Annotated in this window: 15 protein-coding genes; 6 read left to right on the forward strand and 9 right to left on the reverse strand. The window is 71.4% G+C overall.

Features of this window, described 5'->3' with window-relative positions; all coding sequences use genetic code 11:
• Positions 1-909 carry a zinc-binding dehydrogenase gene (locus OHA55_RS30870; RefSeq protein WP_266712699.1) on the forward strand — a complete coding sequence of 303 codons (909 nt, stop codon included), beginning with the start codon at positions 1-3 and terminating at the stop codon, positions 907-909.
• Between the two features lie 234 nt (positions 910-1,143).
• Positions 1,144-3,171, forward strand: a complete 2,028-nt coding sequence (locus OHA55_RS30875) for an NB-ARC domain-containing protein (RefSeq protein WP_266713544.1) — start codon at positions 1,144-1,146, stop codon at positions 3,169-3,171.
• 175 nt (positions 3,172-3,346) lie between these two features.
• Here the strand turns inward: OHA55_RS30875 and OHA55_RS30880 are convergent, their stop codons facing one another.
• Positions 3,347-4,180, reverse strand: coding sequence for a PepSY domain-containing protein (locus tag OHA55_RS30880; RefSeq protein WP_266712701.1), 834 nt, complete (start codon positions 4,178-4,180; stop codon positions 3,347-3,349).
• 436 nt (positions 4,181-4,616) lie between these two features.
• On the opposite strand from OHA55_RS30880, the gene OHA55_RS30885 reads away from it, so the two are divergent.
• Both OHA55_RS30885 and OHA55_RS30890 read left to right on the forward strand, forming a co-directional pair.
• Positions 4,617-4,868, forward strand: a complete 252-nt coding sequence (locus OHA55_RS30885; protein WP_266712703.1) for a DUF6296 family protein — start codon at positions 4,617-4,619, stop codon at positions 4,866-4,868.
• A gap of 74 nt (positions 4,869-4,942) precedes the next feature.
• Entirely contained in the window at positions 4,943-5,380 is a 438-nt protein-coding gene (locus OHA55_RS30890) for a protein-tyrosine phosphatase family protein (protein ID WP_266712705.1), read from the forward strand.
• Here the strand turns inward: OHA55_RS30890 and lepB are convergent.
• The 8 genes from lepB to OHA55_RS30930 form a co-directional block, all read right to left on the reverse strand.
• Entirely contained in the window at positions 5,350-6,213 is an 864-nt protein-coding gene (lepB, locus tag OHA55_RS30895; RefSeq protein ID WP_266712707.1) for a signal peptidase I, read from the reverse strand. The genes OHA55_RS30890 and lepB overlap by 31 nt on opposite strands.
• Before the next feature lie 84 nt (positions 6,214-6,297).
• Complete coding sequence (locus OHA55_RS30900; protein WP_266712709.1) at positions 6,298-6,609, reverse strand: hypothetical protein; 312 nt, start codon at positions 6,607-6,609, stop codon at positions 6,298-6,300.
• Positions 6,610-6,749: 140 nt separating this feature from the next.
• Complete coding sequence (locus OHA55_RS30905; RefSeq protein WP_266712711.1) at positions 6,750-7,268, reverse strand: DUF664 domain-containing protein; 519 nt, start codon at positions 7,266-7,268, stop codon at positions 6,750-6,752.
• A gap of 193 nt (positions 7,269-7,461) precedes the next feature.
• Positions 7,462-8,007 carry a hypothetical protein gene (locus OHA55_RS30910; RefSeq protein WP_266712713.1) on the reverse strand — a complete coding sequence of 182 codons (546 nt, stop codon included), beginning with the start codon at positions 8,005-8,007 and terminating at the stop codon, positions 7,462-7,464.
• Positions 8,008-8,064: 57 nt separating this feature from the next.
• The gene (locus tag OHA55_RS30915) at positions 8,065-8,781 is read right to left on the reverse strand and encodes a DUF4230 domain-containing protein (RefSeq protein WP_266712715.1); all 717 of its coding nucleotides are present in this window, start codon (positions 8,779-8,781) and stop codon (positions 8,065-8,067) included.
• Positions 8,782-8,864: 83 nt separating this feature from the next.
• Positions 8,865-9,380, reverse strand: coding sequence for a DinB family protein (locus OHA55_RS30920; protein ID WP_266712717.1), 516 nt, complete (start codon positions 9,378-9,380; stop codon positions 8,865-8,867).
• Between the two features lie 49 nt (positions 9,381-9,429).
• Positions 9,430-10,215, reverse strand: coding sequence for a DUF4389 domain-containing protein (locus OHA55_RS30925; RefSeq protein WP_266712719.1), 786 nt, complete (start codon positions 10,213-10,215; stop codon positions 9,430-9,432).
• A gap of 1,508 nt (positions 10,216-11,723) precedes the next feature.
• Positions 11,724-12,509, reverse strand: a complete 786-nt coding sequence (locus OHA55_RS30930) for a VanZ family protein (RefSeq protein WP_266712721.1) — start codon at positions 12,507-12,509, stop codon at positions 11,724-11,726.
• 179 nt (positions 12,510-12,688) lie between these two features.
• Between OHA55_RS30930 and OHA55_RS30935 the strand changes: the two genes are divergently transcribed.
• Together OHA55_RS30935 and OHA55_RS30940 are read left to right on the forward strand one after the other, a co-directional pair.
• Positions 12,689-13,189 (forward strand): tetratricopeptide repeat protein, encoded by a 501-nt coding sequence (locus OHA55_RS30935; protein ID WP_266712723.1) that lies wholly within the window; start codon positions 12,689-12,691, stop codon positions 13,187-13,189.
• A gap of 189 nt (positions 13,190-13,378) precedes the next feature.
• Positions 13,379-14,428, forward strand: a complete 1,050-nt coding sequence (locus OHA55_RS30940; protein ID WP_266712725.1) for a phosphatidylinositol-specific phospholipase C domain-containing protein — start codon at positions 13,379-13,381, stop codon at positions 14,426-14,428.
• Positions 14,429-14,543: the final 115 nt, after the last annotated feature.

A 14,543-nucleotide genomic window follows, 5' to 3' on the forward strand; every position in this document is an offset into this window, starting at 1 on the left:
ATGCACGCGATCCACGTCCGCAGTACAGGTGGCCCCGAAGTCCTGGAGTACGCGGAGGTGCCCGAACCCGACCCCGCGCCGGGACAGTTGCTGCTCGACGTCGAGGCGGCAGGCGTGAACTTCGTGGACACCCTGGTCACCGACGGTACGTATCCCGCCCCGAGCGGCCATCCGTTCATTCCCGGCACCGAGGTCGTCGCGCGCACCGAGGACGGCCGGAGGGTCCTGGCGAAGGTGCGGTCCGGCTACGCGGAGCGGGTGAGCGCGGATCCCTCGACCATGGTCGGCATTCCCGAAGAGCTCGACGCCGCACAGGCGCTGTCGCTGCTGACGCAGGGTCTCACCGCCTGGCACCTGCTGAGGTCGGCGGCCCGGCTGGTGCCCGGCGAGAGCGTGGTGGTGCATGCCGCTGCCGGTGGGGTGGGCAATCTGGCGGTCCAGCTCGCGCGGGAGTTCGGCGCGGGCCGTGTGGTCGCCGTGGCCTCGACGCCCGAGAAGCGCGCGGCCGCGCTGGAGGCGGGTGCGGACGAGGCGGTGGAGTATCCGCTGGCGGCGAAGGCCGACATCGTGCTGGACGCGTCCGGGGGCGCGCTCTTCGACCAGGGGCTCGCCTCGCTGGCGGAGCACGGCAGGATCGTCACCTACGGCAACGCCTCCAGGTCCGCGCCCGCTCCGCTGGACACAGGCCGTCTGCTGATGCTGAACGCTTCGGTGACCGGGTTCCAGCTGGGCAGGTCGCTCTCCCGTCCGGGCGCCTTCTCGACGGCGCTCGACGAGCTTCTCGCGCTGACGCTCGAGGGCCGGCTGAGGCCCCTCACCGGTGGCGTCCGCCCGCTGGCGGAGGCCCGGCAGGCGCACGAGGACCTGCTCGCGCGCCGCACCACGGGCAAGCTGGCACTGCGTCCCTGAGGGAGCTGCCGGTGCCGGGGTGGCAGCGTGCGCGCCGGAGCGCGCGGCCCCGGCGTACGGGACGGGTGGCCGCGCGCTCCGGCACCGCATGAGGGCGAGGACGCTCCGGCCCGGCCGCGCCACGGACATTCACGCCATTTCCTGCCTGCCGAAGCGTCATATGTCGGCCGTTTTTGATTGGTTCGCCGCAAGGGGAGGAGACACGCCCCCGGGGGAGGCAGGATGACCCCCGTGATGGGCAACCCACCCGCCGTCACGACCAGTTTCATCGGCAGACACGGTGAGCTGGACCGGACCGAGCGGGCACTGGACGAATACCGGCTGGTCACACTCACGGGCCCCGGCGGCATAGGCAAGAGCCGGCTCGCGCTCCACGTCGCGGACCGAATAGCCGCTCGTTACCCGGGTGGTGTGTGCTGGGCCGATCTCTCGCACCTGCACGGTGACGCGTCGCTGACGACTGCCGTCTGCGACGCCGTCGGTCTGCTGGACCACAGTCGGCGCCGCCCCGTGGAGGCGCTGAGCGAGTGGCTCGCGGACCAGCGCCTGCTGCTCGTCCTGGACTGCTGCGAACGGGTCCTGCCGGCCTGCCGTGCTCTGGTGGAGCCGCTGCTGGCCGCTGCGCCCGGGCTCGGAGTGCTCGCGACCAGCCGGGAGCCCCTGGACGTGGCGGGCGAGTACACGGTGGACGTGCCACCGCTGGCCACCGGGAGCGACGCTCAGCGCCTCTTCCGCGAGCGGGCCGTGCTCACCGCTCCGTCCCGGCGGCTCGACACGCCTCGGGCAGTGGCGGCCGTGGGGGAGATCTGCCGACGTCTGGAGGGCATCCCGCTCGCCGTGGAACTCGCCTGCGCCCGGTTGCGGGAGTCCGAGGTGGAGGAACTCCTGGAACTGCTCGCTTCGCGACTCGACACGCTCGTGGACGAGACGACCTGGCCCCGGCGCCACCGGGCGCTGCGGACCACGATCGGCTGGAGCCACGAGCTGTGCACACCGCTCGAACGCCTGCTGTGGGCCCGGCTCTCCGTCTTCAACGGCGGGATCAGGCTGGCGGATGCCCAGGTGGTCTGCTCCGGCGGACCGCTCACGCCGGACGAGGTGGCGCGCGGTCTGGAGAGGCTCGCCGCGCAGTCGGTGCTCCAGCGGGACGGCGCCGGCTACCGCATGCTCGACACGCTTCGCGAGTACGGCGCCATGTGGCTGAGGGAGCTGGCGGAGGACGGGGTGCTCGCCGACCGGCACGCCGCGCACTTCGCCGATGTCACCGACCAGTCGCACCGTGGGTGGCTGAGCCGCCGTCAACTCGCGCGCTACCGGCGCATGGACGAGTGCCACACGGACCTGTCGGCCGCCCTGGACCATCTCCTCGTGGCCTCACCCGCCCTGGCCCTGCGCATGGCGGGGCAGGCCGGGCTGTTCTGGAGCTGCTGCGGCCACCTCCACCAGGCGCGTTCGTACCTGGAGCGGGTGCTCGTCCTGCACCCGGCCGGAGGCAGGGACCGGACCCGGGCCCTGTGGGCGCTCGGTGTCACGCTCACCCTCCAGGGAGACCATGGGGCGGCGTCGGAGGTCGGTGAGGAGTGCGCCCGTTCCGCTCGGGAGGACGCGGATGCTGAATCGATCCTCTCCGCCGCGCACACGGTGAGTTTCAATCACCTCATGGCGGGACGGCCGCAGGAGGCGCTGGCGGTGAGCGACGGCGCGCTGCGCGAGCTCCCGGTGGAACCCGCCGTCGCTCCGTCCGTCCTGCGCTGCCGGGTGATACGGCTGTTCGCGCTGACGGCCCAGGGCCGGCTGGACGAGGCGTACGAGGACGCCGTCGGACTCCAGCGGATCAGTCTGGAGTACGGGGACCGTTGGGCACGCGGCTACGCGGACCACCAACTGGCGCTCATACACATGATGCACGGCCGCCCGCAGGACGCGGAGGTCCATGCCCGCGCCATGCTCACCAGCAAGCACCAGCTCCGGGACAGTCTCGGGATCGCGCTCGCGCTCGATCTGCTCGCCGGCGCCATCGCCGCCCAGGGCGACGGCGTGGGTGCGGCGCGCACCCTGGGAACGGGGCAGACCTTCTGGCGGATGGTCGGTCACCCGCACCGCGGCACACCGGAGCTGGGGGCGATCCGCGACCGGTGGGAGCGCCTCGCGCGCGAGGCGGCCGGCCATTCGGCGTACGAAACGGCCTACGACCGGGCGCTCAGGGACAGCGCGGAACACGGGCTGGCCCACGCGCTGCGCCCCGAGCGGCATCGGGCATGACACGTTTCCCGCACCCCGGGCGGCGGGCGGCCGGGCAGGCAGGCCGGGCGGCCGGACTCAGCCCATCGGCCCGCCCATCGGCCGGCGCGTCGTCGGGCACGGAACGGTCGGAGAAACAGCGATTCGGTGGCGCGCCTGGCGGCCCACCACCGAATCGGTGCTGACGGTCGGAAAATCAGTTCTCTTCGGTCTTCTCGGTCACTTCGGCGACGATCGTTCCCTTAGCCGCGTCGATCTCGAAGTCGGTCTGGTTCCAGGAGGAGTCCACGACATCGACCTGCCAGACGAGAACGTCGTCGTCGTTCTCCTCCAGCCCGATCGAGGTGACCCATCCCTTCTGCTTGTCGGTGGCGACCTTCGCCGCCTGCTCCGGCGTCTGGGTGGCCTTGCCGATCATGTCGGCCAGCCGGCTCTTGTCGTCGGCGTCCTGGTTGTCGTCCTCGGTGGTGTCGAGGACCTTGCCGGTCACCGCGTTGATTCGGACGGTGTGCGCGGTGCCGTCCTCCTCGGCGACCTCAGCGACCCACTCGGGGTCGCTGGGGCTGCCCGTGGGGCTGGGGCTGCCCGTGGGGCTGGGACTGCCGGTCGGGCTGGGACTGCCGGTCGGGCTCGGGCTGCCGGTCGGGCTCGGGCTGCCACTGGCGTTGTCATCGTCGTCGAGCCCGCCGAGCTCCAGGTCGACCAGCTTGCTGCCCGAGACCGCGCCCACCGCGGTCTTGGCCGCCTTGTCGAAGGTGATCTTCGTGACGTCGAGGACGTCCTTGCGCTTCTGCTGCTCCTCGCTCAGCTTGGTCGGGGACGGGCTGGCGGTGGGAGACGGACTGGTGGTCGCCTGGTGCGGTACGACCTTCGCGGCCTCCGAGGTGGCCGACGGCGACACGGAGTCACTGTCCGTTCCGCAGCCCGTCACCATCGCCGAGGCGACGACTGCGCATACGACGGCGCCGACCGCGCGGAGGGTGCGGGCACGCGAGAAGACACGGTTCGCCTGTGGGGGATCAAGTCTCATGTGCGCATGCCTAGCCCGGCGGGCGAACAGTCATGTGATGCCCCTCCGGCGAGTCACCCGATCGACCGGGCCGCTCCGCCCGTTGGGCCCGATCGCGCCGTGGTTCCGTTCCGGACAACGATGTCCGGGCTCCGGCCACGGCCGGAAGGGCGCCTGGGGCGTGTCGTCGCACTGCCGTCTGCCGGGCGGCGCCCGGCACGCACGCTCGCCGCATTGTCGTGGTCGCCCCGATACATCCAGTATCGGGGCGACCCTCCGCCGTGCGATCGCACGTACCCGACGCCGCCCGGCCCGGCCTCCGGCCGACCGACGGCACTGTGACGACACGCGCTGACGACCGAACCAGCTCTTCCCTTGGTCGGGCGCCGGGCGCGAGGCTGGGAAACAATGGAATCCAAGGGGTCCGGCGTCCGTCGTGCCCGATCGGGAGGCCCACATGGACTATCCGGAACGGTTCGAGCTCATCTTCCAGACGCTCGGCGCGGAGGACGATGTCGTCGTCGTCCGGATGACCGAGCGCGCCGGGGCGGGAGGACATCCCGTGTACGAGGACGAGACCGGCATCGTCCGCGCCGAGATCAGCGCCAGGGGCGAGGTGCGGATGCTGGCCAGTGGTGGCCACCAGGTGCCGGGCGCACCGCTGCTGGCGCGTCCGCTCAGGGGCCCGCAGACGCCCCCCGTGGAGTGAGCGGCGCGGACCGGCGTGGCGGGTGCGGGAAGCGATCCGGACACCGCCCGACGGTCCCCTCGTAGAGTGCGGACATGAACGGAGCATGGAATCAGGCCGACCCGGGGGTCATGCGCCTGCCCTCGGGACGCCTTGTCCGGGGCCGGGGCCTCCGTGGGCCGCTGCCCGGGGGGCCCGCCCCGGAGTTCGCCGTACATCTCCTGGGGCGCGAGCCCGGGCCGGTGGTGTGGGAGTCGCGCTGGTTGCGCTGGCCCGACTTCCGGCTCCCGGCCGACCGCGGTGCGGCACGGGCCCTGCTGGGCGAGGTGTGGACCCGGGCGGCGGACGAGCGGGTGGAGGTCGCCTGCGCGGGCGGCCGGGGGCGTACGGGTACGGCCCTGGCGTGTCTGGCTGTGCTGGACGGGGTGCCCCCGGAAGAGGCCGTCGCCTTCGTCCGGGAGCACTACCATCCGCGCGCGGTGGAGACCCCGTGGCAGCGGCGCTACGTCCTGCGCTTCGGGGACTCCGGGTAGCTCGCCTCTCCGCCGGTCTCGCCGTCGCTCTCGCACCGCTCTTCGGCCTTCCGCCGCCCGCGCAGGGCGAGGAGCGGGACCGCGCCGGCGATCGCGACCGCGCCGGGGAGCGCGGCCGACTCGATCCCCGGCTGGTCGAAGGTCGCCGGGATCGGCAGGGTCGCCCAACGGCCCACCGGCCAGGCGACGACGATCGCCCGTCCGACCACCTCGCCCTCGGGGACCATTCCGCCGTTCTTGTCGTCCCGGTGGTAGCGGGAGTCGACGGATGCCTGGCGGTGGTCGCCCATCACCCAGATCTTCCCCTCGGGGACGGTCACCTTGAACCCGCCGTCCCCGCCCGGGGTGCACGCGGTGTTGCCCGGATAGACGTACGGCTCGACCAGTGCCTTGCCGTTGAGCCGGAGCGGACCGGTGCCGGAGCACTCGACCGTGTCCCCGCCCACTCCGATCACTCGCTTGATCAGGTCCTTTTCCTCCGCCGAGGGCATCAGTCCCACGAAGGTCAGCGCCCGCTGCAGCACGTTGGGCTCCTGGGCGGCGATGCCCGCGAGCCAGCCGTCGGGGTCGTGGAAGACGACGACCTCGCCCCGCTCGGGTTCCGAGCCGAACCAGGGGGTCAGCTTGTCGACGAGAACCCGGTCACCCTCCTGCAAGGTGTTCTGCATCGACTCGGAGGGGATGGAGAACGCCTGGACCAGGAAGGTCTTGATGAGCAGCGCGAGGCAGAGTGCGACGACGACGAGCAGCGGGATCTCCACCCAGAGCGGTCGCTGCTTCTTCGGCCCGGCCCGCCTTCTCGGCTTCCTCCGCAAGACGTCCGTCCCTGTCATCGCACCGCTCCTCGACATGCTCACTCACCGTACCTGCACGGCACGGCTGAGTGAGCAACTCTAGGGGGTGCCCGGAGCCGCCCGTCACGCGATCGACGGTGGCGCGGTGGCGGGTGTTCCCTGCGGTGGGGGGACCATCGCGCCGGCGCCCGCACGCACGGCCTCGACGACGGTCTGATGGAAGGTGCGGCTCTCCTCTTCGGAGAAGCACGGAACAGGGCTGCCCGCCATGGTGAACCAATCGGAGGATCCACTGAACTGGACGGCCACGGCCGCCTGCTCGTCCGACCACGTCGTGTGCACGGTCAGATCCCCGGTCACGATGCCCACCTCGGCGGTGCTCACTCCGCCGGCTCCCGCGAAGACGCCACTGGTTGTCCACGATGCCCAGTTCATGACGTCTCGCCTTTCGACAATGCCAAGCCTGCCTACTGGCTGCTTTCGAGTATGGCACCGCGGCCCCAAGCTCGCACCGGTGTACGAACCTCGCACCGTGCACGCCTCTGACCTGGCCTTTATCTCGGCCAGGCGACCGATCATCCTCCGTGTGCCCGCCCGAGCGCCCCGCGCACGAAGGCTGCCTGGCCGGCGTGCTGGAGGTCGTCGGCCACCACGCTGACGAGCCGGACGCCGAGCGTCACCGGCGGCGACCACGCTTCGTCGACGATCCGGTCCAGCGCCTTGCCGGTGAGTCCGCCGACGAAGGCCAGGGTGCGTTCGTGGACGGCGTCGTGGTAACCGAGCAGCAGGTCGGCGGAGGCGACCCGTACGGCGCCGACCTCCTTGCGGGTGTGCCCGTATCCGGTCGCGGCGCGGTCGAAGGGGAGGTCGAAACGGTCGGCCCAGCCGTCGGTGAACCAGACCTGTTCTCCGCCGGAGGCGTCCGCGACGTGGTCGTCCTGGACACGGGTCAGATGCCAGACGAGCCAGGCGATGGAGTTGGCCCCCGCGTCGGTCCGGGCGTTGACCTCGTCGGCGGAGAGTCCTTCCACCGCCGCGTGCACGGCTTCCCGCACGCGGCCGAAGGCGTCGGTGAGCAGATCGGATGTGTTCATCCGCCCACTCTGGCAAGCGCGGCGCCGGAGCGCACCACGGCCCGGCTCGAACGCGAACCCCTACCGAACAGAAGTACGACGGTCGCCCGCTGGTCAGCCCGTTGACGAGCGCGGCCGCTCGCGGGTCACGGCGCACGGCCGGACCGCGCACCGCTTCCTCGCGTCTCGGGATCGGCGCCCTCGACGTGCCCGCTCATCCGGTGACCGCGCGGGTCCTGCGCCGTGACCGGCGAGCGAACAGGCCCCGTCGCCCACGGGGTTCGCCCGTGAACGCCGCCTCCGGTACCCCCAGCGCGGAAAGTCGCGACATCAGCCGGGCTTCCTGCCTCGCCGTGACGGCGATCCACAGGGCTGTTCCCGTGTCGCTCGCACTGAAGATCTCCTGGCCCCCTCGCCATCCCTCCGTGTGGATCGTGTAGGGGGCCAGGGCCAGCAGGACGCCGAACTGCGCGTCGTCGCGGACGTCGATCTCGATCCCCATCCCGGGGTCGCCCTTCGCGGACCGGACACCCCCAGCCACGTGACGTTCGGCCATCGACAGCGCGCGCTCGTACGCCGGCACCACTTCCCGCGGCCACGGGGCGTCGCTGTAGGCATCGAGATGAGCGGTCTCGACGCTGTCCCGCACGACGAGAAACGCCTCACGGTGGGCGTTCACCACGTCCACATCCTCCAGGTCGTCGCGGAGGAAAAGTTCTCGACGTGGTTCATCGCCTTCGCTGATCATGCCGCTCAGCATCTCATCCGCGGATACGGTCCGTTCGCGGATCTTGGCCCGGTTACCGGCCGACGGCCCTCAGGATCCCCCCGGGGTACCGAAGGTGACGGTGACCTTCGTGAATCCGAGCGAGGTGAGCAGGCCCTTGAGCATGTTCGCGGTGTTCTTCTCGGCCCGTGCGGTGAGGCCGCTCTCCTTCGCCGCCTCTCCGATGTGCTGGGCGGCGAGTTTGTTGACCGCCTGCTCGCTGCCGGGGTTGTCGGAGAAGAAGTCGCCGAGGCGGTCCAGCAGACCGCGCTGCTTGGAGACCGAGTAGGACCGGTCCGGGTCGAGGGCGGGCTTGCCGAGGACCGCGTGCGGCAGGGTGAGCGTGGCCTCCGTCCGGTCGTCGTTGACGACGACCCCGTCTTCGGCGACCTTGCCGAGATCGACGGAGGCACCGACGGTGCCCGCGCCGACGTAGAGGGTGCGGGTCCCCCGGACCGCGTCGGGGAGGAACTTGGCGTCCTTCTCCAGGTCGACGACGACCTGGAAGTTTCCGGAGGCCGCCTCGTAGGCGCTCATGTCCTGGATCGACTTGAGCACGGCGGGGCCCGACCGGTCATTGGTGCGCTCGCCGAAAATGTCGCCCAGACCCGGAATGAGGCTGAGCCGGGTGCCGGCGAAGAGCAGGGCCAGGACCACGGCGCAGGTGCCGAGGACCTTGGCCCATCCCCGCCTCTTCGCGGCCGGGCGGGCGGCGGGCCCGTCGCCGCGCCGCTCGGAGCTGTCTGGTTCCGTACCGGTGGACGTCATACCGTTCGTGTGACCCGTACGCGCCGGTTCAGTCCCTCCGCACGCCCCCAACTCGGTCTGTTCACGGGCGAGTCGCGCGGGTTTCAGCTGCCGGTGACACCGTCCAGGCGCTCCCGCAGCAGGTCGGCGTGGCCGGCGTGCCTGGCGTACTCGGCGATGAGGTGGACGTGTATCAGCCGAAGTGAGTACGTCTCCCCACGGTGGACGAAGGTGTCGTCGAGCGAAGCGGCGGCGGCGACCTCGTCCGCGAGTCGGATCTCCTCGATCAGCCGTGCGTAGTCCTCTTCGGCCCGCTCGGGGACGAGATCCTCGAAGTCGGCGTCCTTGCCCTTGGCCGGATCGTACATCGGGGGCAGATCCAGTCCGGCGAACCGCTCGCGGAACCAGACCCGTTCGACCTTGGCCATGTGCCGTACGAGCCCGAGCAGGCTGAGGTTGGAGGGTTGGGTGGTGTGCCGGGCCAGCTGCTCGCCGGTCAGCCCGGCGCACTTGTGCAGCAGGCCCGCGCGGTAGGAGTGGAGGAACGAGGTCAGGGTCTCGCGCTCCGGGGCGTTCAGTGCGTCGATGACGGGGGCCGGTTCAGGTGCTGTCCAAGTCATCCGGCGATGATGCCCGCTGGGGGCCTGGTTCGCGAACCCGTTCCAGCGGTCACCTCTGCAACCGGTAGGTGTCCGAGGGCTCGTCGTCGTACGAGGCGGTGGACCAGGTGACGCTGTTCGCGAGGCCGAGTACGAGGAAGAGGACGACGAAGACCCCGCCCGCCCGGCTCATGATCAGTGGGCGGGTGGCGGAGCCGGTGCCGTACGGGACGACCGCGAGGCCGTCGTCTCCGAAGAGGCCCTTGGGGTAGGCGGGGGTGAGCATCGAGGCGTACGCCTCGAACCGCATCTGGTAGCGCAGGGTGGCGGCGGTGGCCTCGAACAGGGGCTTCGGCATCCGGCCGAGGACCAGGGTGACGAGCCACCAGACGAAGGAGAGGGTGTACCAGCCGGTGACGGCGAGCGCCTGGACGACCAGCGCGGGGATCATCAGGATCAGCCGGAAGAGGACGGCGAGCCGGTTGAGTTGGGTGGGGCGCACCTCCACGCGTACGGGGTAGTCCCCCGGCGCCCGGAAGGAGAAGGGCGGGTAACGGTCCACCAGGAGCATCTCGTTGGCGAGGACACGCATCTGGTAGCCGAGCCGTCCGGCGAGGAAGCGGTAAACGGGTTCGGGCAGGCGGCCGAGGACGAGCGCCGCGAACCAGCCCACGACGACCAGGACGGCCGCGACGACGGAGAGGAAGAAGAGGACGACGAAGTGCGGCAGGAGCAGCAGGAGTCGGAGCAGCACGGTGAGCCGGCGCTGTCGTGCGGGCTCCACGATGTCCAGGACGGGCTGGAACTCCGGAACCTCGGGTGAGACGTGGCCCGGGCTCCACTGGCCGTCGGCCATACGGCTCCTCCTCGGCGGGTACGCGAACGCCTCCGGCGCGGTCGACGTCACCGCCAACCTGGCGCGGAGCACCCGTCCGGGCAATCGGCCGAGGTCCGAACGGGTGACCCCGGCGGGCCAGGGGCGGGCCCGCCGGGGGGTGGAACGGCGGAGGTGCGGGGCGTCCCGTTCAACCCGCACCTCCGCCTGCTCGGATCACGCGCTCCGGGAGGTCGGACTACGTCCCCAGGGCGGGTGCGTGAAGGCTCACGTCGGCGCCGGGGCCCGACGCGTTCCAGGCGCCGGGGCGCCGGACCACGCCGGCGTGATCGCACTCCCCCATGACGGGGGTTCCGAGGACCCCGGGTCTTGTCGATGCCCACGTACTTCGTGCGCGTCCCGATGGGCATGCATGGGTCCTCCTCGCGACTCTGGCGATCATGGGGGTGCAGGGGGGCGTGCGGTAATCGAGCACAAGCCTTGAACCAGTGGGAGCGCTCCCAGCATGGGGATGCGGAAAATCGGAGTCAAGAGACTTGAAGAGTCGAATAAATTCGATTGACCGAGTTCTGAACTGGCCTGTTGACCGACATCAGTTGACGCTCTAACGTCATGGCCGACCAGTGGGAGCGGTTCCATCAGTCGGTGTGCCGTAGGGGGCACGCCCGGCCTGACAGGGTCGCTCATGCAACGCCCTCCGCTTCCCGTTCATCTGTGGACCGTGCGGCGACCCGGGGCCGGTGCGCCCGGTGGTCGCGGTCCGGTGGTCGCGGTCCGGCGTTCGCGGTCCGGCGGGACCGTCACCACCGCCGAAGGATTCCGGAACGGATCGCCCGCAACGGGGGCGAGCGTTCCGACCGGCTCCACCGGCAGCGACGACACCCCGACACAACGGCGTTCACACTCAGCCGCAGTTCCCCCCGCTCGGATCCGACCCGGATCCGACCGACCCCACGGACCTTCCACCCGATCCGGCGGATCCCTCGATCCGGCAGATCCCTCGATCCTCCGACGCCGGCCACCGGTGTGTCGGGGACGAACCACCCGGGCGACCGGCTCACCGTCCGCGCCCTCTCGAAACGGTACGTCGACACCACCCCCATTCCCGTTACCGAGGAGTGCCGGATGAACCTGGAAAACAACGATCCGCGCCATGCGGTGAATGAATGCACCACACCTTCGGGACACTCTTCCGAAGCGTCGAGAACCATGGCGTTCCCCCCGGCGGAACTGCGCCGGAACGGGCCGGTACATCGACGATTCGGTGGTTCTCCGCCCAGTTCCAGGAGCTCGTGAAGAACGCCTGCCCGGCGCTCCGATCCGCCTTCGGCACCCCGCTGCCGGACCGGAGCGTGTCAGCACGCCACGTGCGGCACGGTCCGTACCGCACGACGGGTACGGCACAGCGGTACGGCACGGCGGACGGGGCCGGGCGGAAAGGCCCGGCCCCGTCCGCGAGCACCTCACACAGACTCCGCGGCACCTGACGGACCGCGGACACCGCTGACCGGGACGCCCTACCGCCCCGGTCAGCGGTTGCGGAGCCTCTCCAGCAGCGTGCGCCCTCCCCCGGGCCGCGCTGCTCCCGCCTTCCCGGCCCGGGCGTCCTCGGACCCGGCTTTCCTGGCCCCGGCTCGCTCGGACCCGACTTTCCCGGCCCCTGACTTTTCGGCTGGTACCGGAGTCTTCTTCGCATCGGCGGCCCGCGCCTTCGCGGTCGCCGCGGCCACCCTCTCCCTGAGGCCGGCGCGGCCGGTGGACCGCGTCGGCCGTCCGCCGGACGTCTCCCCGGCGGCCGGGGCGGTCGCCGGAGCGGGCTCGGGACGGACCTTCGCGAAGGAGTGGTAGTGGTGGCTGACGCGGCGCCCCACGAACAGGTAACCGAGTAGCGCACCGGTGGTGTTGAGGATGACGTCGTCGATGTCGAAGGCCCGGCCCTCCACGACGGCGCCCTGGGCCAGCTCCACGATCACCATGACCACGACGGTCAGCAGGATCATGCGGAGCATCCGCAGCCGGCGCGGCACGAGCACCGGGATCAGCACCCCGAAGGGGGCGCCGAGCAGGATGTTTCCGCCCGCCTGTTTGCAGGCGGCGAGGAAGGTGTAGTCCTCGGCGTACTGCCGGAGCGAGCGTCCCGGGGTCATGTTCGAATGGGCGATCCCCGCCGAGGCGGGTGACGGCGTGAGCGTCACCTTCGCCAGGACGACGGAGAAAGCGACGAGGCCCACGAAGGCCACCACCAGAATGCCGGCGCGCAGCAGTGCGTGCGCCCAACTTCTCTTCCGCGCAGTGCGGTTCGCGTCAGCGGTCATGGCCCTCGGATGCCCCGGCCACGTCCGGTCACACCCCGCTCCCCCTCGCGTGCCTGCGAATCCGTACGGGCGACGGGCGACGGGCCACACACCGGGAGCGCGCGGACCGCGCCCCCGCCCGGGGACGCCCCGGCGGGGCGGGCGTCGGCGGCTCGGCGGCGCCTGCCACCATGTCGCCCATGAGCTCACCGAAGAGGGAAGAACTGCTGGCCGAGGCCGTGCGGCTGCGTACCGAGGGCCACCGGGAAGAGGCGCGGGACAAGTTGCTCGTCCTGACCAAGACGTTTCCGGAGGATGCGGAGGTCGCCTATCAGACGGCATGGGCGCACGACGTTCTCGGCCTGGAGGCCGAGGCGGTGGCGTACTACGAGCGCTGTCTGTCGGGCGGACATCTCGGCGAGGAGGACCGGCGGGGCGCGCTCGTCGGCCTCGGCAGCACGTACCGGGTGCTCGGCAGGTACGGGCAGGCCGTCGAGACGCTGCGTCAGGGGGTGGCGGAGTTCCCCGACGACGGCGCGCTCCACACCTTCTTGGCGATGGCGCTGTACAACACCGGCGAACACCACGAGGCGATGGGCCTTCTGCTGCGGCTCGTGGCGTCGACCAGCGAGGACCCGTACGTGCGGCGGTACCGCGCCGCGATCGAGCACTACGCGACCGGCCTCGACGGCACGCCGTGATCCGGCCGACGGCATCCCGCACTCCCCCGTGTGCCGTCTCCCCGGCCCCTCGACCCGGCTCCCGCGCGGCCAACCGGTGCTCCCCGAACGGCCGGTTCGCGTACTCCTGAAGGTCATCCGTGCCTCCTATCGTGCTTGTGGTTGACGCGTTCGCATCAATCTCGACGATGTGGGTGAGGGTGAGGGTCCATGAAGCAGGGATGGAGCCGGTGGGCGACGGCCGCCGCGGCCGGGCTGTTCTGCGTGGCGGTCTCGGCCGGCAGCGCGCAGTCCGCGACCGGCCAGGGCGCCGGCTCGTACGGCACGACGACGGGCGTCGGGGTGCACAACGCGTACGAGAAGGCGACGTACACCTACTTCGCCGACGCGCTCGACTCCGGCGCGGCAATGCTCGAACTCGACGTGTGGACCAACGTGTTCGGCAGCTCCTGGCGGGTGTCCCACAGCAACCCGCTCGGCAACGACAACAACTGCGAGAACGCGGCGAGCGCCGCCGAGCTGCGCAGCAAGCCGCGCAACCAGAACCTCGCCGGCTGCCTCTCCGACATCCGCGCCTGGCACGACGCCCATCCGGGGCACCGGCCGATCGTGCTGAAGATGGAGCTCAAGGACGGGTTCCTCGCCACGAGCGGCCGCGGCCCGGCCGAACTGGACGCGCTGCTCACGGCGAAACTCGGCGACGCGCTGTACCGTCCGGCCGACCTCGTCGGCTCGCACGCCACGCTCGACGAGGCCGTCACCGCCGGGGGCTGGCCCACACGCGACGCGCTGGCGGGCCGCTTCCTGGTGGAGCTGATCCCGGGCACGGTCGAGGAGGGCAACCCGCTCGACTCCCTGTGGACGGACCGCGAGTACGCGACCCGGCTGCGCGACCTGGCCGCGGCGGGCCGGCTGCGCGAGGCCTCGGCCTTCCCGGCGGTGCACACGGCGCAGGCCGGTGACCCCCGCACCCGGTACACCGACGCCTCGATCCGGCCGTGGTTCGTGATCTTCGACGGGGACGCCTCCGCGTACGCGGGCGGGTCCGTCGACACCGCCTGGTACGCCCGCAACAAGTACCTGGTGCTGATGACGGACGCGCAGAACGTGGCGCCCGCCATCGACGGCACCAGCCCGACGTCGGCCCAGGCCCTGGACCGGCTCGCCCTCCTCGCGGGGAAGCACGCCAGCATCATCTCGGCGGACTGGCACTCGCTGACCGACGTGCTGTCCACGGTGGTCCCGCGCGCGACCGGCTGACCCGCGCCCGTCCCGCGGCGGTAGGCACTCCCGGCGGCTGCGGCTCGCCGAGGGCGAGAACCGTCGCGTTCCGGCACGCCCGGACACGGGGGTGCGCGGGGTCCGGGCACCGACG

The sequence above is a fragment of the Streptomyces sp. NBC_00102 genome (assembly GCF_026343115.1).
Taxonomy (GTDB): Bacteria; Actinomycetota; Actinomycetes; order Streptomycetales; family Streptomycetaceae; genus Streptomyces.